General features: G+C 30.0%; 20 protein-coding genes. 2 read left to right on the top strand and 18 right to left on the bottom strand.

Annotation, left to right across the window (positions count from 1 at the left end):
- Nucleotides 1-10 precede the first annotated feature (10 nt).
- From PKN74_RS01000 to PKN74_RS00915, 18 genes are all read right to left on the bottom strand, one after another.
- On the bottom strand, nt 11-790 hold the full coding sequence (locus PKN74_RS01000; RefSeq protein WP_472307675.1) for a motility protein A: 780 nt from the start codon (nt 788-790) through the stop codon (nt 11-13).
- 36 nt (nt 791-826) lie between these two features.
- The gene (locus PKN74_RS00995; RefSeq protein WP_472307673.1) at nt 827-1,015 is read right to left on the bottom strand and encodes a flagellar FlbD family protein; all 189 of its coding nucleotides are present in this window, start codon (nt 1,013-1,015) and stop codon (nt 827-829) included.
- A gap of 85 nt (nt 1,016-1,100) precedes the next feature.
- Nucleotides 1,101-3,290 carry a flagellar hook-basal body complex protein gene (locus PKN74_RS00990; RefSeq protein ID WP_472307671.1) on the bottom strand — a complete coding sequence of 730 codons (2,190 nt, stop codon included), beginning with the start codon at nt 3,288-3,290 and terminating at the stop codon, nt 1,101-1,103.
- Nucleotides 3,291-3,382: 92 nt separating this feature from the next.
- Nucleotides 3,383-4,045: a flagellar hook assembly protein FlgD gene (locus tag PKN74_RS00985; RefSeq protein ID WP_472307669.1), complete on the bottom strand. Its 663-nt coding sequence runs from the start codon at nt 4,043-4,045 to the stop codon at nt 3,383-3,385.
- Complete coding sequence (fliK, locus tag PKN74_RS00980; RefSeq protein WP_472307667.1) at nt 4,038-5,864, bottom strand: flagellar hook-length control protein FliK; 1,827 nt, start codon at nt 5,862-5,864, stop codon at nt 4,038-4,040. Before fliK ends, PKN74_RS00985 begins: the two co-directional genes overlap by 8 nt.
- Complete coding sequence (locus PKN74_RS00975; RefSeq protein ID WP_472307665.1) at nt 5,851-6,522, bottom strand: MotE family protein; 672 nt, start codon at nt 6,520-6,522, stop codon at nt 5,851-5,853. The genes fliK and PKN74_RS00975 overlap by 14 nt, the downstream gene beginning before the upstream one ends.
- 165 nt (nt 6,523-6,687) lie before the next feature.
- The gene (locus tag PKN74_RS00970; RefSeq protein ID WP_472307663.1) at nt 6,688-7,524 is read right to left on the bottom strand and encodes a mechanosensitive ion channel family protein; all 837 of its coding nucleotides are present in this window, start codon (nt 7,522-7,524) and stop codon (nt 6,688-6,690) included.
- 17 nt (nt 7,525-7,541) lie between these two features.
- The gene (locus tag PKN74_RS00965) at nt 7,542-8,243 is read right to left on the bottom strand and encodes a 16S rRNA (uracil(1498)-N(3))-methyltransferase (RefSeq protein WP_472307661.1); all 702 of its coding nucleotides are present in this window, start codon (nt 8,241-8,243) and stop codon (nt 7,542-7,544) included.
- Between the two features lie 7 nt (nt 8,244-8,250).
- On the bottom strand, nt 8,251-9,525 hold the full coding sequence (serS, locus tag PKN74_RS00960) for a serine--tRNA ligase (RefSeq protein ID WP_472307659.1): 1,275 nt from the start codon (nt 9,523-9,525) through the stop codon (nt 8,251-8,253).
- A 169-nt stretch (nt 9,526-9,694) separates the two neighbouring features.
- Entirely contained in the window at nt 9,695-9,886 is a 192-nt protein-coding gene (locus PKN74_RS00955) for a DNA-directed RNA polymerase subunit omega (RefSeq protein WP_472307657.1), read from the bottom strand.
- The gene (gmk, locus tag PKN74_RS00950) at nt 9,870-10,517 is read right to left on the bottom strand and encodes a guanylate kinase (RefSeq protein ID WP_472307655.1); all 648 of its coding nucleotides are present in this window, start codon (nt 10,515-10,517) and stop codon (nt 9,870-9,872) included. Before gmk ends, PKN74_RS00955 begins: the two co-directional genes overlap by 17 nt.
- Nucleotides 10,518-10,520: 3 nt before the next feature.
- On the bottom strand, nt 10,521-10,808 hold the full coding sequence (locus PKN74_RS00945) for a DUF370 domain-containing protein (RefSeq protein ID WP_472307653.1): 288 nt from the start codon (nt 10,806-10,808) through the stop codon (nt 10,521-10,523).
- Between the two features lie 114 nt (nt 10,809-10,922).
- Nucleotides 10,923-11,801: a YicC/YloC family endoribonuclease gene (locus PKN74_RS00940; protein WP_472307651.1), complete on the bottom strand. Its 879-nt coding sequence runs from the start codon at nt 11,799-11,801 to the stop codon at nt 10,923-10,925.
- A gap of 37 nt (nt 11,802-11,838) precedes the next feature.
- On the bottom strand, nt 11,839-12,972 hold the full coding sequence (locus PKN74_RS00935) for a cysteine desulfurase family protein (protein WP_472307649.1): 1,134 nt from the start codon (nt 12,970-12,972) through the stop codon (nt 11,839-11,841).
- Between the two features lie 322 nt (nt 12,973-13,294).
- Complete coding sequence (locus tag PKN74_RS00930) at nt 13,295-14,641, bottom strand: sensor histidine kinase (RefSeq protein WP_472307647.1); 1,347 nt, start codon at nt 14,639-14,641, stop codon at nt 13,295-13,297.
- A complete protein-coding gene (locus PKN74_RS00925) occupies nt 14,604-15,278 on the bottom strand; it encodes a response regulator transcription factor (protein ID WP_472307645.1) in 675 nt (224 codons plus the stop codon). Before PKN74_RS00925 ends, PKN74_RS00930 begins: the two co-directional genes overlap by 38 nt.
- Before the next feature lie 253 nt (nt 15,279-15,531).
- The gene (locus PKN74_RS00920; RefSeq protein WP_472307643.1) at nt 15,532-17,013 is read right to left on the bottom strand and encodes a hypothetical protein; all 1,482 of its coding nucleotides are present in this window, start codon (nt 17,011-17,013) and stop codon (nt 15,532-15,534) included.
- 13 nt (nt 17,014-17,026) lie between these two features.
- Complete coding sequence (locus PKN74_RS00915; RefSeq protein WP_472307641.1) at nt 17,027-18,520, bottom strand: hypothetical protein; 1,494 nt, start codon at nt 18,518-18,520, stop codon at nt 17,027-17,029.
- Nucleotides 18,521-18,840: 320 nt separating this feature from the next.
- Here PKN74_RS00915 and PKN74_RS00910 point away from each other — a divergent pair, with 320 nt between their 5' ends.
- Together PKN74_RS00910 and PKN74_RS00905 are read left to right on the top strand one after the other, a co-directional pair.
- Nucleotides 18,841-19,425 carry a DUF2179 domain-containing protein gene (locus PKN74_RS00910; protein ID WP_472307639.1) on the top strand — a complete coding sequence of 195 codons (585 nt, stop codon included), beginning with the start codon at nt 18,841-18,843 and terminating at the stop codon, nt 19,423-19,425.
- A 127-nt stretch (nt 19,426-19,552) separates the two neighbouring features.
- Nucleotides 19,553-19,927, top strand: a complete 375-nt coding sequence (locus PKN74_RS00905; protein ID WP_472307637.1) for a RidA family protein — start codon at nt 19,553-19,555, stop codon at nt 19,925-19,927.
- The last annotated feature ends 9 nt before the right edge of the window (nt 19,928-19,936 follow it).

The following is a 19,936-nucleotide window of genomic DNA, read 5'->3' as shown; positions in this document are numbered from 1 at the left end:
AAAAATTTCACTAGAAGATTGATTCACCTTTACTTCTTTCATATTCTTGCCTTTCAGCAGCACTTAAAAAAGCCTTTAGTTTTTCTTCCATTAATCTTGGGTTTTCCCCTTGAACAATTGAAAGTACGCCTTCTAGCATCATTCTCATTTGGTTTAGGTTTTTATTGGTTCTTCTTTTTAATTTCTCAGCGGGAGGAAGGGCTAAGATATTTGCTATTAGAGAACCGTAAAAAGTTGTTACAAGCGCTATTGACATGCTCGGTCCAATAGTTGAAGGATCCGTCAATGTATCCAACAATAGTATCAATCCTATTAAGGTTCCTAGCATACCAAATGCTGGAGCCATCGTTCCCCATGTGTCGAGAACACTTATTTTTTCTTCTTGTTCTTCTTCGTACATATCCATTTTTATCTCCAAAATTTTTCTAATTTCCTCTGGGTCGGTTCCATCAACCGCGGCCCTTAGCCCATCTCTTAAGAAATCACTTTCAACGGAAGGCAAGTCTTCTTCTAGTGAAATCATACCTTCTCTCCGAGCCTTTTCTGAAAAAGAATACAAGGTTCTTAATGCCTCGATATTATCAATTTTGGGATTTTTAAATGACTGTAAAATGATGTTAAATATTTTAAAAGATGTTGAACTAGGATGAGCTATAAATGTAGCTCCTAAGGAACCTACTACTGTAATAAAAAACGAGGGAATGTCAATCATTTTACCTAATTCAGTTCCCACCCCTAAGACAATAGCAAACAAAGCAAACACTAAACCCATGATTGTTGAGATATCCACTACAACCCCACCTCTTAACTATAATATTTATTTAATTTAATTATCCTTAAATATCTTTTTATTAAATTGTATCACCTTTTCGAGAACTTCTTCGATCGTTTCTTTGACTATGTATACATGGCCGTTCATCATAGTTATTGTGGTATCAGGTCTACATTCTATCTTTTCAATTTGGTAAAAGTTTAAATAAAACTCATCACCATTTAACTTTGTTAATTTTATCATAAAAAAATCACCATTCAATTAAAATTATTGTTATTAAGTTATCTTTCATTTAACAATAAATTTGTTCTTAAGTACATCAAAGGTATTATCTCTTTATATTAACTAGTTCATTTAAAATTTGATCGGCAGTTGTTATACTTCTAGAATTTGCTTGAAAACCCCTTTGTGCAATAATCATATTGGTAAATTCTTCTGCAAGATCTACATTAGACATTTCTAATGCACCTGGAATAATGCTTCCCCTTCCTCCAACACCAACAACACCTATTTGTGGGAGTCCACTGTTAGAACTCATTGCATACATTGAATTTCCTACTTCTAACAGACCTTCAGGGTTATTAAATGTTGCTAAAGCTACCTGACCAAGAGGAGCTGTTAATCCGTTACTAAAAATTCCTATAATTTCGCCACTAGTGTTTATTGCGAAAGATTCAAGGGTACCTTGAGCGTTTCCATCTTGTTCTGTTACAGTTACAGAATGAGGAGATGCGAATTGAGTTAAGGCTTGAAAGTTAACACTCACAGTAACGGGTCCTGCTGCAGCAACAGATGGTGGATCAACATCAGGATTTAGGGCAGCCCCTTGTTCACCTGGATCGAACCAAAAACCTGCAGTGCCGCCAGATTGTACTATATTGCCTCCTACTATAGACCAATTAGTCGCTGCTAAATTTCCATTAGCGTCAAATGCTATTACACCATTAGCCGGTTCATTTACTAATTGTTCATCAGTTGTAATTTTATACAACGGGGTTCCATCAGCCAGTTTTGCCTCCCAATACCAAGTGTTTTCATTTATTTTTGTGAAATTTAGATAAACGTTATACGAATTTCCCAAAGAATCATAGACTACAGTGGAAGTTGTAGTTTTAGGACTTATATATTCAGCTGTTGAAAAGTTTGTAGGATTGTTCATATCGACAAACTTAATCTCTCCTGCTACAGGAGGCTGAATGACATCGCGAACGGAACGAAGGTCGAAAGTACCATTACTTATAGTATTACTATCATCAACGCCTTTTAAGCTTAAACCTGTTAATTTGTAATTTCCAGAAATAATTCCTTCACTAAGTAATTGATTGAAACTTCTAACTGTACCAGCGTAAGCTGAAGTAAAAGTAATCTGATCCCCCTGTGAATCTTTCAATGTGATTGTGAAGGAGTTACCAGAAAAAGATAATTGTATATCTTCAGGATCGTAATATACTGATTCGTTGGTGGTAGCATCTACAAGCTTTATACTGCCACTCAGGGTAGCAGGAGTTCCATTAGCTTCATCAGCTTCATCAGCTTCATTAGCTTCATTAGCTTCATTAGCTTCATTAGCTTCATCAGCTTCATCAGCTTCATTAGCTTCATCAGCTTCATTAGTTTCTATTGTTGCAGGCTGTCCAGTTTCTCCAACAATATTTCCATTTACATCAAAAATTGAAATTCTAGTGTCTGAAAGTGGAGTTTGATCATTTGCAAAATTCACCCAATTAATTACTTTTCCATAATCGTCTAGTTCAACTTTTCCGTTTATTGTTTGAGTTGAAGTAAGAGTAGCGTTTGTGGTATTATTCGTTAAGTTTGAGAAATTGTAGTTTGTGTCTAGTATCTTAGCTTCCCATAGATAAACATTTTGATTTAGATTATTTAAGTCTCTTTTAAAGCTAAATCTAACTGGGATACTATCACCTAATGTGCTTTTAATTACTATTGTTGTATCTTGAATTCCGACTCCTGCGTTTAAGTTGTGGGCGAGTCTAACAAATGAGGTTTGTTTAGCGGGCATAACTTGTCCAGAGGATATTTGTATATCGCCTATTGGATCATTAGTATCAACGATTCTTTGACCGTCTGGCGTTAATCTTGCTGTCCATCCTTGAAGTTTCATACCCGATGCTGGATCCACAAAGAATCCATTGTAGTCTCTTGTAAAATTACCTGCTCTTGTGTAATATTGTCCCACACCATCTGAAAGTATAAAAAATCCTTCACCTTGTATCATCATATCGGTAGCTTTTCCTGTAGACATTGGGGAACCCTGTGTCATTATTTTATCTATTGAAGCAATTTTTGAACCTAACCCAATTTGCATTGGATTAATTCCCCCAAGAAGATCTTGTGGTGCGGTTCCTGCTGCTAAAGTTTGAAAGAGTGTAGATTGAAAGGTGGTTCTTGAACCTTTAAATCCTATTGTATTAACGTTTGCAATATTATTTGCTACTACATCAAGTTGGTCTTGAAAGTTCCTTAAACCTGTTATGCCTGAATACATCGATCTTAGCATTTTATATTCCTCCCATCTTCCAATTATTTACATTAGAAATAAAACTGCTGTTCTTTTTTTGTACATAGGACTACTTCGAAAATATTACGTATTTAGACACTAACTTCATTAATAGCCGAGAATGGGTATATTCGGCCATCTATGAGCAGATATAGTTCATTATCAAAGAATTTGACAGCTTCAACTTTTCCACTTTTAATTCCAGTGGTTAAGATCTTCTCCCCATTTCTAATGATATATACACCACACATATAATCGCCGTCTGCAAGCAAGGTTCCGTTATTGTCTCTTCCATTCCATACAAATGAATTTAAACCCGCTTTTTTCACACCTAAGTTCTGTGAATGAACCAATCTACCTTTTGCATCGTATATTTCAACTAATACTTCGGAATCATAATCTAGTCCGAAATTTATAGTTTCTGCAATACCACTTTCTAACTGAATAACGTTACTATTTACTACTACCTCTTTTCCAAGAAGTGAGACAGCCTGCAATTTATTCAACGATAATTGCGAATTGACCATTTCTTGAACAGCATTACTCATGTTCATTATCTGTTCAGTAGAGGATAGTTGAGATAATTGAATTAACAAATCTTTGTTGTCTAGAGGTTCTGTTGGATCTTGATTTTTTAATTGGGTAACTAGTAAATGTAAGAAAGCTTCTTTATCTAACTCTTTTTTTATTTCTCTGTTTCTATTTGCTTGCAGAGTGCTAAGGTAAATATTGTCCATTGATACAGAGTTAAACATTTAAATCACTCCTTAAAAATTCTTCAAATGTGTACAAAGTCTCATCGCGCTGTTCATTTTGTCTGTATCTTTTTTCTTGATTTTGTTGTTGATCTTGATTTTTCTGATTTTGGTAATCTAGGTAATTTTCTTCTTGATGAACAATTATCTTTACATCAACAGGATTGTAACCTTCGTCCCTTAAATTTCCGACTAAAGACTGAACTGTTTTTGAGATTGTTGATTTGGCAGTTTCGTTTTCAGTGATAAGATTAATGGTAATAGCTTCTCCATTTTTGACAATTTGGATATCTACTTTTCCAAGATTCGGAGGAGAAACATTGACCGAGAAACTTTCTTTGAAAAATGTTTCAGTGTTTTTTGTAACGATTATATCTTTTATATGACCGTTTAAATCATAAGACTTTATTGAAGGAGGTGTTTCTGATAGGTGATTATTATAGGTCGTATTTTCTGAGTAGTATTTTGTTTGATTGTTTTCGAGTTTTATTGTGTTTTCGTGTATGTTATCAACTTTGTCTGTTCCGAGATTGGAAACACTAGTAGTGGTTTTTGAGTTTTCCATTATTTCATGGTCCTTTGTCTTAGTAGTTTTCGTTTGAGAGTTATTTTCTGCTATATAATTTACTTTTCTACTTTCTTGTATATCAAAATAAGCGCTTTTTTCTTTTTCAACAATATTTGTCGTATAATTTTTTTGATTTGTTAAAGTTTTTTTATCCATAGATTTATATGGTTCAAATTCATTAGAGATTATTTTATATTCCTTTTCTGTTTTTTCTAATACATTTATATTGAGCACGTGATTTATAATACTTTTTTTCAAAGTTTCTTGGCTAAACTCTTTTTTAGGTAAAAATAAGAATAACTGAGAGATTTCTACGTCTTTCATAATATTGTTAACTTCAAAGGTTTCATCAAATTGAGTGGATTCCAAGTCAGAAAATAAACTGAGCTCTGTATCTATAGTGTCAGAAAAATTGTTTAAAAAAGTTATAGTAGGTGAAACGTCTTCAGGTTTTGTAACTAGATTCATACTAACAGCTAATAATTTGCCATCATTTAGTTGTTCGATGATCTTGCTACTTAAAAATTCTTCCATTGGTGTAATAATAAGTTCTTCATCCTTTTGAAAAATTATGAGATTTACAGTTTCTTTTTTAATTGTTTCTACTGGTAGGATATTGATTTTTATTCCAATACTTTCAAAATATTCCTCATTTTCATGTAATATAGTTCCTATGTTAGTTATACTTTCTTGAATCTCATTTAAATGATGCTTTGTTGTTATATCAATAGCGTTTAATAGAATTTGAGTATCTTTCTTTGATAATCCTTTGGTATTTTCTATATTAGAAAGTATTTTTAAAGCTTCTTTTACTGTAACGAATGAAGTTTTGTCGTTAGAAGTATTTGAGATTTTTTTTTGGTCAACATATTTATTTAAATAGTTTATCAATTCTTTTACATTAAAAGTAATTGTTTTATTGTCACCTTTGTTAAATATTTTAAGATAAGTAGTTCCTTCAATAGTTTCTAGATTTATTTTAGGATCGGTAAAACTTAAGAGGATATTTAAATAACAGAATATTTCAGACTTTTGCATTAATTTTTCTAAGTGATTATTTTTATATTTGTTTTCAATTTGTTTTTGTGGATTTAAAGTATTTTTAGGAATTAAAATATTCTTTAATTCCTTTTGAAAAGAAACAATAGAAGAGTTATGATTGCTTGTTTGTTGGACTTGTTGATTGGTTTTAACCTTTGATATCGACATTATATTAAAAAGATTTTTGGCTCCTATGCTATTTGTTTCCATTGGTTTTCTTTTCCCCCATTTTTGCAATAATTTCGGCAGCTTTTTGAGGATTGATTGCTGCAATGGCCTGAATAATTTCGGCTGCCGATTTAGGTTCTAAAGTCAACATTGTATCTACGAGTAAATCAACGCTCACTTCCTCCCTCACTAAAGCAGAGGCTATCTGCGCAGGTGTAGATTTCGCTAGCCAGCTACCTAAGGTTGCAATTCTTTTGTTATAGTCGGTAAATTGAGTCAGTTTTTCATTGTATTCTTTGTTAAGACGTTCTAATTCTTCTCTCTGTTTAACTAACCTTTCATTTTCTTGTGAAATTTGATCTAAAATTTTTTGTAGTTCATGTTTTTGTTCTTCTAAACGTTGACTTTCGTCTTTAATTGCCTTTAATCTTATTTCTAAAATTTCTTTTTCCATATAGAAAGGGTCCGAAATCTCTAAATATTCATATTTTGATAATTTGTCTAAGCCAGGAATATGATCTGTTAGATATGCAATGTAACTCCTCCAGCTGTTCTGAAAGTTCAAATTTAGATATGAAAGTCTTGAATATTCAAAATAAATATATCCACAACCCAATAAAAAGAAAGCTATAACACAAGCTATAAGTATAAAAATGAGTATTTTTTTACCTTTGCCCTTTTTTTCTTCATTTTTGGCCATTTAAAATCCTCCCTGCACTCTTATTGTTCTTTTAAAGTGATCGATATTCCTAAAATTTTAATTTTTACTTTATATGTTTATATGTATATTTTACTGGAATAATAGAAAAATAGTAAATATTAAATAAAAAGGCGGACTAGTCCGCCTTTTGATGTTCGTTAATATTTAATCTCTTTCTTTATGTTGAAGAAGCTTAGGGTTTACATCTTTAACGTGTAAGTCTATCTGATTGTAGGGTATTTCAAGATTATATTCAAGAAATTTTTGTTTGATTTTTTCAGCTACATTCAATGATGAGTTTATAAAATTTTCACGTTTTACCCAAAATCTAACAACAAAATTCATAGAAGAATCACCGTAACTGTCAAATACTACTGCTGGTTTATGACTATCGTCTATATAAACAAGTTCTGATGAATTAACGGCTTCATTTAAAACTTTAGCTATTAAATTTATATCATGCAAATAGGAGACTCTAACTTTTATTTCGTTTCTTCTTATATCTTCTGGCCAGTAGTGTATAATTTTATTTGTCCACACTTCTTTACTGGGAAAATGTATTAACTTTCCGTCAAAGGTTTTTAAAATAACATGGTTCACATCTATTTCTTGAACAGTTCCTCCAATACCGTCGATTTCTACTGCTTCACCATCAACTACCAAATGGTTTAGCATAATTAAAAATCCGCAAATCAGGTTACCTAAAGGCTCTTGAACTGCAAAAGCTATGATAACTCCACCTATTCCAAGTCCTGCTAAAAAGGCACTAAGGTTAGTGAAGATTACAGAGATTATGATAAAAGCAGCTAAAGTGTACATTGCAATGTTTATCATAGTCATAAGAGACCTCTTGTATGTAATAGCTACTTTGCCTCTTTTTTCAGCAGTTGAAAGGATAATCTTGTAAATTAGCTTCGCCAAATATTTTGCCAATACAATTATCAGGACACTTATTCCTATTTTTATCAAGTAAATTAGGGTAGTTTTTACCCATTCTTCCATAGCAATCTCCCCTGTTATTAAATTTGATATAATCTATTAAATTCATAGTTAATAGCACCAACAGTATAAATTGCTGCCGTTTCAAATCTTAGAATGGTTGATCCCAAATTTATTATCTCAAATTTATTTTCCACAAAAAAATCTTTTTCTCGCTTTGAGAATCCAAAATCAGGTCCTACTATAATATTTATTGGAATATTTCTAGCTCTAATCTTCATGAAATCTCTAAGAGTCATTTTGTTATCTATAAAATCTAATACGAGAGAGTCTTCTTTAGGTAGGTCTTCGAAATTGATTAGCTCTATTTTTGGGATTGATGCGTAAACTGATTGTTTAGACGCTTCAATTATAGTTTTTTGAAATTTTTCCAAATTTGTGTACTTAATTTCACTTTTCTCTGCGAAATAAACATTAAATTCGTTTACTCTAAGTTCTACCATCTTCTCCAAAAGAACCTGTGTTCTATCCCATCTACTCATTCCAAAATAAACTGATAGGTAAGGCACGTAATTTTCCTTCGATAGAATTTTATCTTTAATTGATAAAATAGTTTCTTTTTTCCCAATACTCTCTATTGTTGCATTATATATATAACCATCTCCCGTGATAACTTTTATCTCTTCACCGGGAGCTTTTCTAATAACTTTTAAATGTGAAGTTTCTTTTTTATCTAAGATAATTTTAGAATTGCTTTTCTTACCATAAAAAACATTTGGCATAACAGTTTTAACCTATATACTTTTTTCCCATATAGGGAATTAGTTTTTCCGGAATTTTTATCTTTCCATCAGCGGTTTGATAATTTTCCATAATTGCCACTAGTGTTCTTCCTACTGCAAGGCCTGAACCATTAAGTGTATGTACGAATTCTAGTTTGTTTTCTTTTGTTTTATATCTGACATTCCCTCTTCTAGCTTGAAAATCCTTTGTAGTGGAGCAGGAAGAAATTTCTTTGTAATTGTTATAACTTGGAAGCCATACTTCAATATCGAAAGTTTTAGCAGCCGCAAAACCTAAATCTCCACTGCATAAAATTATAACTCTATACGGTAATTCTAGTAGTTGCAAGACTTTTTCAGCATGTGCTGTTAATGTTTCTAAAGCTTCATTTGATTCTTCTGGTGTTGTGTACCAAAATAATTCGACTTTATCAAATTGATGTTGCCTTATCATGCCTCTCACATCTTTACCGTAACTACCAGCCTCTCTTCTATAACAAGGTGTGTATGAAACATATTTAAGAGGCAAGTTTTTTAATTCAAGAACCTCGTTCCTGTGCATTCCACCCAGAGGAACTTCAGCTGTTGATATTAAGTATAATTCGTCAACAGTAGTTTTGTACAAGTCTTCTTCAAATTTTGGAAGTTGACCAGTAGCAGTTATTGTTTCCTTTGTAACCAAATGAGGTGGCATAATGAATCTATATCCATGTTCTTTGGTATGTAAATCTACCATAAAATTTATTAATGCCAATTCCAACAAGGCTATATCTCCTTTTAAAACTGTGAATCTTGAGCCGCTTAATTTAGCCCCTCTATCGAAATCCAGCAAATCTAATTCTGGACCTAGTTCCCAGTGAGCCTTTGGTTCAAAATCAAATGTTCTTGGTGTGCCCCATCTTCTTATTTCAACATTATCATTTTCATCTTTGCCATAGGGAACAGTATCATCCGGAATGTTTGGTACATAGAGTAATTTGTTGTTTAACTTTTCCTCGATTTGCTTCAATTCTGATTCTAAATTCTTAATTTTTTCGGATATTTCTTTACCTTGTTCTATTAAACTGTCAGCTTCAGCAAACCTTTTTTCTGCTTTTAATCTTGCGACGAGGTTTGAGTTTTTATTTCTTTCTGCTCTTAGATTTTCAACCTCTTTTAAAAACGCTCTTCTTTGTTCATCAAGATTTAATATCTCATCTATTAAGTCATCTTCTGTGTTTCTTTTTTTCAGAGCTTCTTTAACAATTTCGGGATTTTCTCGTATAAACTTAAGATCTACCATTTTTCTCCTCCTAATGTAGTTTAATAACCGCTTAGATATTTAAAAAACATATATATGTTTTAAAATAATATTAAAAAACATCATTTGATGTAATTTTCACTATCTGCTAAATTTTTAGTGTGTTCAATATATATAGGGGGCAAAGCCCCCTATAAAAATTTACCAGATTTTACCTTTTAAGAACAATTTTTCCTTCTTCTAATTCTTTTAAAGCTATAGCAACATAATCTTTTTTTTGTGAAACGCCTTTCAGTTGATCGATATTTTTTAAAGTTTCTGCACGTTTTGCTACTATAACAGGAACTGCAAATTTTAATTTTACAGTATCTAATATTTTATCGTAATTAATTTCTAAGTCCATTTGCTTTCACTCCTTCTGGCTCTAGTTTTTTAAAGAAAAAAAAATTAGAATTTACTTCATTGTACCTTTCTTTTTTTAACTGTTCAGCTACCCAAATTGAAGTAAGTTGCTGTGAGGATTCATCTATTTCGTGGTTAACTACAATATAGTTAAAATTATCAATTTGAGACATTTCCCATTTGGCGTTATTTAGTCTTATTTGCATAACTTCTGTAGTCTCGGTTCCTCTATTTTTTAACCTTTCTTCTAAATCTTTTACAGAAGGGGGCCTTATGAAAATATAAACACCATTTTTATAAATCTTTTTAATATTCAAAGCGCCTTGTACATCCACATCAAGGACCAATCCTCTGCACTCTTTTAATTTTTCTTCAACAAAACTTTTTGAAGTAGCATAGTAGTTATCATGAACTTTAGCCCATTCAAGGAACTCGCCTTTCTCTTTCATTTCAAAAAAGGTTTTTTCGTCGACAAAAAAGTAATCTACTCCTTCTATTTCTCCATTTCTTTTTTTACGAGTTGTGTAGGAAACCGAAAAAATAAATCCATTCACTTTTTTTAATGCATTTTTTATTAGAGTTGATTTTCCAACTCCAGAAGGTCCACTAATAACGTAGAGCAGTCCATCCATTTTTTAAAAATTTTCCTTTCTAATTTTATCTAGTACTTTTTCTATTTCGTAGAAATTTTGAAGAAAACGGTTAGTAATTGTTTCTGGTTGAATGGCGCTAGCGATAACATGTCCTGAATCAGTAACGATGTATGCTCGTGTTTTTCTTCCGTGATTAACTTCCAGTAGTTTACCTTGTTGATCAGCTATATCTTTTAATCTTTTTAAAGGTTGTGAACTTGGATTTACTATAGCTATCACTCTGTCTCCAACTACCACGTTTCCAAATCCAATATTAATTAATCCATACATAGAGAGCACCTCCCATATCAAAAAATAAAAAATCAAAATTATTATCAAATTAAACAAGTTTTCAACCCTATAAATGTTTATTATATATTTTATACACGTTTCCGTTATGGATAATTAATGAATATTTTGAACCTGTTCTCTGATTTTATTTACTAAAGATCTTCCTTCTAAAGAAAGATTAGTAATCTCTAAAAGTTTTGATTTGGAAGCGATGGTATTGAATTCTCGGTGCATTTCTTGACAAATAAAATCTAATTCTTGACCAATGGAAGTTTCGTCGGTTTCTAAAAGATTTTTGAATCTTTTTATATGACTGGTAAGTCTATCTATTTCTTCAGTTATATCAGATCTCTCGGCAAGTAAAGTAATTTCCATTTCCATTCTTTTTTCGTCTATATTACTTAGATCACTTAATAAACTACTCAAATTATTGTTTATATGTTCTCTATAAGTCTCTTTCATTTTGTCTGCATATTTACTTATTTCTTCAACAACATTTTTCATTTCTTCTAAGTAATCTTTAATAACTTTTTCTAAATCTTTACCTTCTTCTTCTTGGAATCTTATAACTAAATCTATAACTTCTTCCAAAACTTTTTCTAGACCATCCCAAATCTGAGATATCTTTTCGTCTGTTAAAGAAACTTTTATTATATCTTTGAATTTGAGCAATATTTCTAAGTTTACTTCACCAGATAAATGTAGTTCGTTTGCTAGAATATTAAGTGCGTTATAATAAGCTTTTGCTAATCCTAAGTCTATATCAATAACATCATCACTTTTGAGAAATTTTATGTCGACATAAACGTTAATTCTCCCGCGTTGAAAATACTTTTTTATAAAATTTTGAATATTTATTTCTATAGGAGAAAAAAGGGGAGGAATTATTACATTTAAATTTAACGTTTTAGAATTAAGAGATTTAATTTCCAAATTATAACCATAATCTCCAATATTCTTGTTTATTCTACCATAACCAGTCATACTTCGCATTTTTTAACCCCCTTTGCTAATATTATACATTAAAATTTCAATAATTCAAAAAGTTAAGAATATTTTTTAACTTATTTATAAATATTTCTGCTTCATTAAGATTATTCAGATAAGATAAGCTAATTCTTACTAATCCTTTAGCATTTGTATCATCGTATCCCAAACTTTTCATTATTCTACTCTCTGAACTAATTTTACTTGCACATGCGGAGGTAGTAGATACATAGATCCCCGCTTCAGAAAGTCCGTTGACTATTATATCTCCTCGTATATTGGGAAAGAAAAATCCAAGCGTATTAGGTATAGAATTATCAAGTGGCGTTAAGATTTGTGCTCCCATCTCTTTTAAATTGTAAGCCAGATAATCTCTAATTTGTTTAATTTCAGATTTCATATATTTTAAGTGTTCAACAGCTTTTTGTAAAGCTAAAGAAGTTCCAATTATTCCAGCAACATTTTGAGTTCCTGCTCTCATACCTTTTTCTTGTGTACCTCCAGTAATTAACGGGTACATTCTTGTACCTCGCTTTTTATATAATATTCCAACTCCTTTTGGACCATGAAATTTATGGGCTGAAAAAGAAGCAAAATCACATTTGTATTTTCCCAAGTCAAAAGATATTTTCCCCAGTGCCTGAACTGCGTCTATATGAAAGTAAGTCTCATCGTTTTTTTTCTTTATTAGTTTATATACCTCATCAACTGGTTCTATTGTGCCAATTTCATTGTTTGCAACCATTAAGCTAACTAAAATCGTATCTTCAGTGATTGAATCAGCAAGTTCTTTAAGATCTATCACTCCATTTTTATCAACATTTATATAAATTACTTCAATTCCATTTCTTTCAAGATCTTTTAAAGTATTAATGACTGCAGAATGCTCTATTGAAGATGTTATAATTTTTCTACCTTTATTTTTATTTGCCCTTGTTACACCTCTTATTATGGTGTTTATCGATTCAGTAGCGCAAGAGGTAAAAAATATTTCTGAGGGTAATACTTGAAGTATTTCTGAAATATTTTTTCTAGCTTCTTCCAAATCTTGTTCGACTTTTACCCCAAAAGAGTGTATTGAATTAGGATTAGCATAAAGTTCTGTCATATATTTTAATATAACTTCTGCTGCTTCTTTATTTACGGGTGTAGTCGAATTATTGTCAAAATAAATCAATTTTCGAGTTTCCTCCTTTTATTCCGTTATGGATGATTTGAAAATTCTAAAAATTTCTTGTTTCAATTATTGTAAGTTGCTAATTTTTAACATATTAGGTACTTGTACCGGCCTAGATAGGAAGGGACTTCCCCCTATTGCCACTTTAAATTCAAAACTTAAAGTATTTTATTTGTAGAGCAGTTCAAGCTGGGCAGTTAAATTTTAAATTGTAGATACCTTCGTGTAGAGTGACTCTACAACTGAAATTTTAACGTTTATTATGTACAAAGAAAACTTCGTTCTGTTGTTCTTTTAAATTAGGACAAACTAAAACTTTCTTTTATTGAAAATGTAAGGTGAATTTGGTCCCTTTATTTATTTCTGATTCAACTGTTATTTTTATATTAAGAGCATCGGCCAATTTTTTAGCAATAGAAAGTCCCAAGCCATGACCTTTCTGAGATCTCGAAGAATCAACTTTATAGAAGCGTTCAAAGATATTTTTTAAATTTTCTTTATCTATTCCAATTCCATAATCTTTAATGCTTAATTTTTTTTGAAAAGGATTAAATTCGATATCTATTTTTTTGTTATCTGTAGAATATTTTATGGCGTTTTCCATAAGAACTTTTAATATAATAGATAAATATTCTTTGGAAGTATTTACTTTGAAGTCTTCTCCCTTTATTTGTACCGTAAATTCTTGAAGAGGCAGTTTGAAAAAGTCAAGAATATCGTCAATAACTTGAGAGACACTTACTACTTCTTTTTCTATTTGATAATCGGTTTTTGTTAAAAGAAGTAGTTTTTCTACCAAGTCTCTTAAATATTCGCTTGATGATTCGATACTTTCCAATGATTCTTCCATAACTTTTGGATCACTTTTTCCCCATCTTTTAAGCATTTTTACATAACCATTAATAGAGGTTAAAGGAGTTCTTAGTTCATGCGAAACATCCGAAACAAATTGGTTTTGAAGTTCAAAAGCTTGTTGTATTCTATTTAGCATAGAATTTAATTTATTAGCAAAAATATCGAATTCTTTTGACTTTTGCTCAGGAATCCTTTGATTTATGTTGTCAATATCGATTTTAGAAATTTGATCAGATATCTTAAGGACTGGTTTAAGAGTATTTTTTGCCAAAAAATATGAAACAATAAGAGAGAGAAAGAAGCCAGAAATTAGGATGAAAGTCGTAATCTTATTAAAACTTTTTAAAAGCGCTGTGATTTCTAAAGATGGATTACCTATAATTAAAAAAGAGGTTTCGAATATTGGTACTCCTATAAAAAGATAATATAATCCTTGATATTCATATAGATAAGGTAAGTATGGAATTCTAAATTTTTCTTTTATTAAACCATACGGATCTGATATCAAAACTCCATCAAGTATAACAATTTTATTGGATATAAGGCTTCTTCTTATCACATTTGAATCTTGCATTATTTGGTAAAGTAAGTTCAATGTATCTTGGGTTTCGGGGCCTTTTCCTTTCTTAGTATCGGCAATATTTAGTTCAGATGCATATAAATCACTATATGTTCTTATAGTAAATTGCACGAAAAATATTCTTATAATAATTATCATAGCAAAAACTATAGCCATAGTTACCATAGTAAAGACAATAGTTTGCTTGAAAACTGCGCTAGGTTTCGGTTTTTTTCTCCCTGATAACGTAGCCAACACCTCTTATCGTTTCAATATTTTGTGATGAATTTTTGATTTTCTTTCTAAGGTAGTTTATGTAGACTTCTACAAGATTATTACTTTCCTCGTCATAGTATCCCCATACTTCCTCCATGATTTTTTCTTTAGATATAACAAGGTTTTTATTAATCGCTAAAAGTTTTAATATATTAAACTCAGTAAGACTTAGGTGAATTTCTTCGCCTTTAACTAACACTAACATCTTTTGTGGATAGATCTCTATGTCTCCAACTTTTATATAATCAGAAATTTTACCCATTCGTCTGAGGAGTGATTCTATTCTTGCTAAGATTTCTTCGATTTCGAAAGGTTTAACCACATAATCATCCGCATTTTTTAGCCCCTCGATCTTGTTTTCAAGTTCACCTCGTGCAGTCAACATAATTATACCGACATCTGGATCGTATCCCCTTATAGCTTCGGCCACTTCAAAGCCATCAAGCTTAGGTAGCATGATATCTAATAATATAATATGTGGCTTAAAATTTTCATAAAATTCTAAAGCCTCTTCACCATCTTTTGCAATTTTAACTTTATAACCTGCGTGAGTAAGTTCTAATTCCAATAACCTTGATATTGATTTATCATCTTCAACAACCAATATTTTACACATATGTTAAAACTCCTTTCCGTTCTAAATTATTTTTTAAAATTATAAATACTTTAGAAATTATAGAACTTTCAATTAACAATCATTTCTATAAATTAAATGGTTATGAATGGTTAAGAATCTTTCCGTTTAAATTTCTCTTGTATTCAATATTTCAAAGAACAAGATTTAAAACTTTGAACTCTTAACCTAGATCAATTTAGAAAAGATTAGAATCTGTACAGCTCACAAGTGATCATTCTATATATTTTCTTAACTATAATTCGAAAGTACAAATGACTTTGTGAGATTTCATTTGATATAAATAAGTGACAGTGATATTTAGTTTTTGTAACTTATGGGAATATTGAGCTCCAAAATTGAAATAGGGGTTTAGTTTATCATTTTTAGAAACCTTTAATCCGGCACCTGGAGCAAAAATGATTTTATGAATGTCTTTATTGTTACCAAAAATCTCGTTTAATATAAGTAAATCATAATACATAAAATCAATGCTATTCGTTATTAAATTGTGAAACTTTATAGTTCCTCCCAATCCTAATTTGCCATAGAGAGAGAATTGTTCAAATTCTTGTAAGTCACTTATAAAAACAGTCACGTTTGGTTCTTCAACGTTCGATTCCTTAAGATTTTTCATAAATTGAACCCCTAAACTCACATTTTTTACTAGATTCGCACTTATTGAAAAATCAAAAAGATTCTTTAAATCAGACGATATCTTAATGTAATTTTTTCCAAATTTTATTCCAGATGAATATACTAAATTATTCGTAGAAAATTGGTAACCTATTTCTGTATTAAAAGAAGTTTTAGAGGCAGGTTTAATTTCGTCATTTCTTTTTATATCTAAATTATTTAAATTTAAATAAGATAGCACAATTATATAATGTTTATCTTCGTTCTCAATAACTAAATAGCCATTTTCACCGCTATTCAAGTTCATGCTATCATTATCTTTCATTGTGCCATACTTTACTGTTAATTCATTTTCGCAGACACCAAGAGTAATATTATCTGAATTAGAAAAAGTATATAATTCTTTTTCTAATGAAAAAGGTTCAGTTATTTCAAAATAATTTACTTCTTTTATTCTTGTTAAAAATTCGAAGTTATTTTCTAGAAAAATTATAGAACTTTTATTTTTTATTAAAAAAACATTTTTATTTTCCTCTTTTTCATTTTCATTGTTTTTAAGAAATTGATACACGTTTTCGGAAATTTCATTTATGGAAAAGATGATAACTGAGTTATTTTTTCCAGCATAGGCTTCTAGAAATTCAAAGAGTTCTTTTAATGAAATATACATTTGGTCATTTTTATTTAATAAAATAAGATTTGAATTTTGTATTACAAAAATCTTTTCAGATAAGAGAATTAATAAGTTAGATATTTTTTTCAAATCTAAATTTTGAAATTCTATTTGTGAGAGTTCTTTCTGCATATTTTGTATTTTTATATTAAAGTTTCCTACCAAGTAAAAATCTTCTGAAATTTTCTTATATTCATAGTTTGTTGAATATAGTAAAATATCTAAAGCATTTTCTAAGTTCACCGTATTTATTGTAACATTTTTAGTACCTTTGATATCTGGGGAAGTTAAAATTATTGAACCGCTAGCTTCTTCTAATATTTTCAGTGCGTTTTCTAAAGGAGTATCGATTAAAGAAACATTAATGTTTGAAAATACTGTTAAAAAGCAAATAAAGTAGATAATTGTTAGAAAAGAAGTTTTTTGCATTTTCATCTCCTAATTATAATTTTATTGAATGATTGTGCGTTAATATTATCTTTTCCTGTTCATTTATTCCATAATAATCTATATTAATTAAAATAGTATCAACCCCTAATTCCACAATAACCTCGCTATTTAATGTAATCATTTGTTCTGGGGAAATAGATTTTTCAGCTGAAATTGTGATTTCTTCACCAATACTTCTACCTGTTTTCCGATTTAATTTTTTAATTTTTATGTTGTAAAATACACTGGAATTTCCAGAATTATTTATCTCAATATCAAAATTTACCTTGCTATAGAATTTGTCAATAGGTAATACCTTAACTAATTTAATATTACTCTTAACTTCGTACTTGTTACCGCCAAAATCTAAAATTATAGGAATCATAAGTTTATTATAAAAAACGCTTTCTTGAGAATATACTTCTGAGATAAATTGAAGAGTCCCAAACAATTCTCCTTCTAGTTTTTGTAGATTTCCTCTACGATAATCCGCAACTACGTATATTGTTCCTTTATCATAAGGTTTTATTGAAATTTTTGAAGGGGTTTCATTTATGTATTTAGGATTTATACGTCTGTTAGAAGGAATTTCAGAACTTACTTCGATAAAATCTATAGTTAAATTAGCATCGAGAAAATCGTTATTTAAAATAGTTAAGGTTTCTTCCTGGGGGGTAGTTATATATTCTCGTGGACTCATTTCTTTAGGTATAGGAATGTATATTTTATCATTGTCTAACTTAAAATTGATAATTTTCCTGTCGAAATATAAAGATTCTGGTACAGTGAATTCTTTTTCTAAAACGTATTTTTCTTGTAAGTAATTTTTATATCCGTAATAGAATTCCCAGCGCATTTGATATTTTCCTGGTTTAAGATATTGATCAATATAAATTTCAAATGTTTGTTGGGATTGAGAAAGAATCGTTGACGAATTGCCATCAAATAAAAATTTTTCTATTGTGAAATCACTGTAATCCTTAGAAGTCAATTTAAATTTTCCTGAAATTTCTAAAATAAGATTACTCTCGTTTACTATTCTTAATGGAAAAATTGTTCCTAATTTGTCCTTTGAAATATATAAATCACCACTATATATTTCCACAATGGGATGATAGTCAAAACTTGGAATAAAATTAATCCTCAATAAAATTGGGGAATTAAGAAATTTTTTTTGGCTAATAAAATTACTTTTAACTGATACTTCGAAAAAAATGAAATAGGATCCAACATTTTTTTCAATTTGAGATAGAACAAAATCTACTTTCTGGGTTTCGTTAGGTTTTAAAATTATTTCTTGAGGATATTTGACTTCTAAAAATTCATTTTTAGTAAGATTTTTTATTTGGATAATTTCCTGATAATTTTTATCATTAGTAAAGTAGAAAGAAACAGTTTTTTCATCGTAATTTACTAAATCAACATTTACAAAATATTTATCTAGTTTTAGCGAAAATCCTAGAGAAAAAATCAATAAAATGATTGTAAGAAAACAGAATTTTTTCAATCAGAATTCCTCCTCGTTTAATAACTTTTAAAGTAGTAGAGAAGATACTAAAACATAAATTTTAATTTTTGTTGAAATTATTTTAATTTTTAGAGTGTGAATAATATTTTTACAAAAAATTGATTCTAATTCCTTTTATTATAACATATCAAGCAATTGAATTGTTATAGTTAAACTATTGATTTTTTAATAAATACTTGATATTATAGAAAAGATGAAATAATTTTCAAGGTAAGATTTTTTTAATATAATTTCTGATATTTTAGGCTCTTTTTGCAACAAAAACATATTAAAAAACGAAAATTGAAAGGAGCATCATTATGGCGTCATGGATGGATTCTGCAATTTTTAATTATTTAGTTTTGCCTCTTCTGATTTTTTTATTGAGACTAACTGATGTTACTTTGATGACTCTGAGAATAATATTTGTATCAAAAGGGTATAAGTTATGGTCTTCTGTTATGGGCTTTTTTGAAGTTAGTATTTGGTTAGTTGCTATATCTCAAGTAATGAGTAACTTGGATAAGCCTTTGTACGCAATAGCATATGCGCTTGGTTTTGCATGTGGTAATTATTTTGGTGCATATTTAGATGAGAAAATTGCTTTGGGAGTTAACTTGTTACAGATCATAACTAATAAAGATGCTGAGCAATTAGTAAAATATCTAAGGGATAATGATTTTGGAGTAACAAGTATTGATGCGGAAGGAGCTCGAGGGCCTGTTAAAGTTATTTATAGTGTTGTGAGAAGAAAAGATCTTGATAAAATCATACAAATAGTAAATGATTTTAACCCGAATGCTTTTTATTCAATAGCGGAGGTAAGAACTGTAAATAAAGGAATATTCCCTGTAAAAACTTCTAAAGACAAAAAACTAAGCAAGTTTGTTAAAAATGGAAAATAAAAGAATTTCTGCTTATTAGAAATTTAAAAGGTTTTTGAAAGCAAGTTTTTTAATCTAAAATCAAATTTTGTTGTGTTGTAAGTAGTGTTTGTGAAAAAAACTTACGTGAAACAGGAGGTGAAAATGATTGAAAGAACGGATCAATACTTTAAAAGCTCCCAAAGCGATAGGACCTTACTCTCAGGCGGTAAGAGTTGAAGGTTTTTTATTTATTTCCGGATTACTACCCATAGATCCAAAAAGTGGTCAGATGGTAGAAATGGAGATTAGAAGTCAAACATTGCAAGTAATGAATAATTTAGTGGCTATTTTAGAGGCTGCAAGTTTAGAAACAAGTAATGTCGTGAAAACAACAATTTTTTTAAAAGATTTGAATTATTTTAATGAAGTTAATGAAATATATGGTGGTTTTTTCAAGGAAATTCCGCCTGCGAGATCGTGCATAGAGGTTAGCCGATTACCTAAAGATGCCTTGATTGAAATTGAGGCAATAGCTAGATAGATATTAAAT

The organism is Defluviitoga sp., from assembly GCF_035349255.1.
Classification (GTDB): domain Bacteria; phylum Thermotogota; class Thermotogae; order Petrotogales; family Petrotogaceae; genus Defluviitoga.
Note: the sequence above shows the minus strand (reverse complement) of the source record. Positions and strands in the feature narration are given on the sequence as shown.

Excerpts from the sequence above, each read along its gene's own strand:
- PKN74_RS00910 (WP_472307639.1), top strand. The coding sequence starts at position 18,841 with ATGGCGTCATGGATGGATTCTGCAATTTTTAATTATTTAGTTTTGCCT.
- PKN74_RS00925 (WP_472307645.1), bottom strand. The coding sequence starts at position 15,278 with ATGTGTAAAATATTGGTTGTTGAAGATGATAAATCAATATCAAGGTTA.
- PKN74_RS00985 (WP_472307669.1), bottom strand. The coding sequence starts at position 4,045 with ATGTTTAACTCTGTATCAATGGACAATATTTACCTTAGCACTCTGCAA.
- gmk (WP_472307655.1), bottom strand. The coding sequence starts at position 10,517 with ATGGATGGACTGCTCTACGTTATTAGTGGACCTTCTGGAGTTGGAAAA.
- PKN74_RS00965 (WP_472307661.1), bottom strand. The coding sequence starts at position 8,243 with ATGCCAAATGTTTTTTATGGTAAGAAAAGCAATTCTAAAATTATCTTA.
- PKN74_RS00945 (WP_472307653.1), bottom strand. The coding sequence starts at position 10,808 with ATGTATGGATTAATTAATATTGGATTTGGAAACGTGGTAGTTGGAGAC.
- PKN74_RS00940 (WP_472307651.1), bottom strand. The coding sequence starts at position 11,801 with ATGCGAAGTATGACTGGTTATGGTAGAATAAACAAGAATATTGGAGAT.
- PKN74_RS00975 (WP_472307665.1), bottom strand. The coding sequence starts at position 6,522 with ATGGCCAAAAATGAAGAAAAAAAGGGCAAAGGTAAAAAAATACTCATT.
- PKN74_RS00995 (WP_472307673.1), bottom strand. The coding sequence starts at position 1,015 with ATGATAAAATTAACAAAGTTAAATGGTGATGAGTTTTATTTAAACTTT.
- PKN74_RS00955 (WP_472307657.1), bottom strand. The coding sequence starts at position 9,886 with ATGGACTTAGAAATTAATTACGATAAAATATTAGATACTGTAAAATTA.
- PKN74_RS00990 (WP_472307671.1), bottom strand. The coding sequence starts at position 3,290 with ATGCTAAGATCGATGTATTCAGGCATAACAGGTTTAAGGAACTTTCAA.
- PKN74_RS00920 (WP_472307643.1), bottom strand. The coding sequence starts at position 17,013 with ATGCAAAAAACTTCTTTTCTAACAATTATCTACTTTATTTGCTTTTTA.
- serS (WP_472307659.1), bottom strand. The coding sequence starts at position 9,525 with ATGGTAGATCTTAAGTTTATACGAGAAAATCCCGAAATTGTTAAAGAA.
- fliK (WP_472307667.1), bottom strand. The coding sequence starts at position 5,864 with ATGGAAACAAATAGCATAGGAGCCAAAAATCTTTTTAATATAATGTCG.
- PKN74_RS00970 (WP_472307663.1), bottom strand. The coding sequence starts at position 7,524 with ATGGAAGAATGGGTAAAAACTACCCTAATTTACTTGATAAAAATAGGA.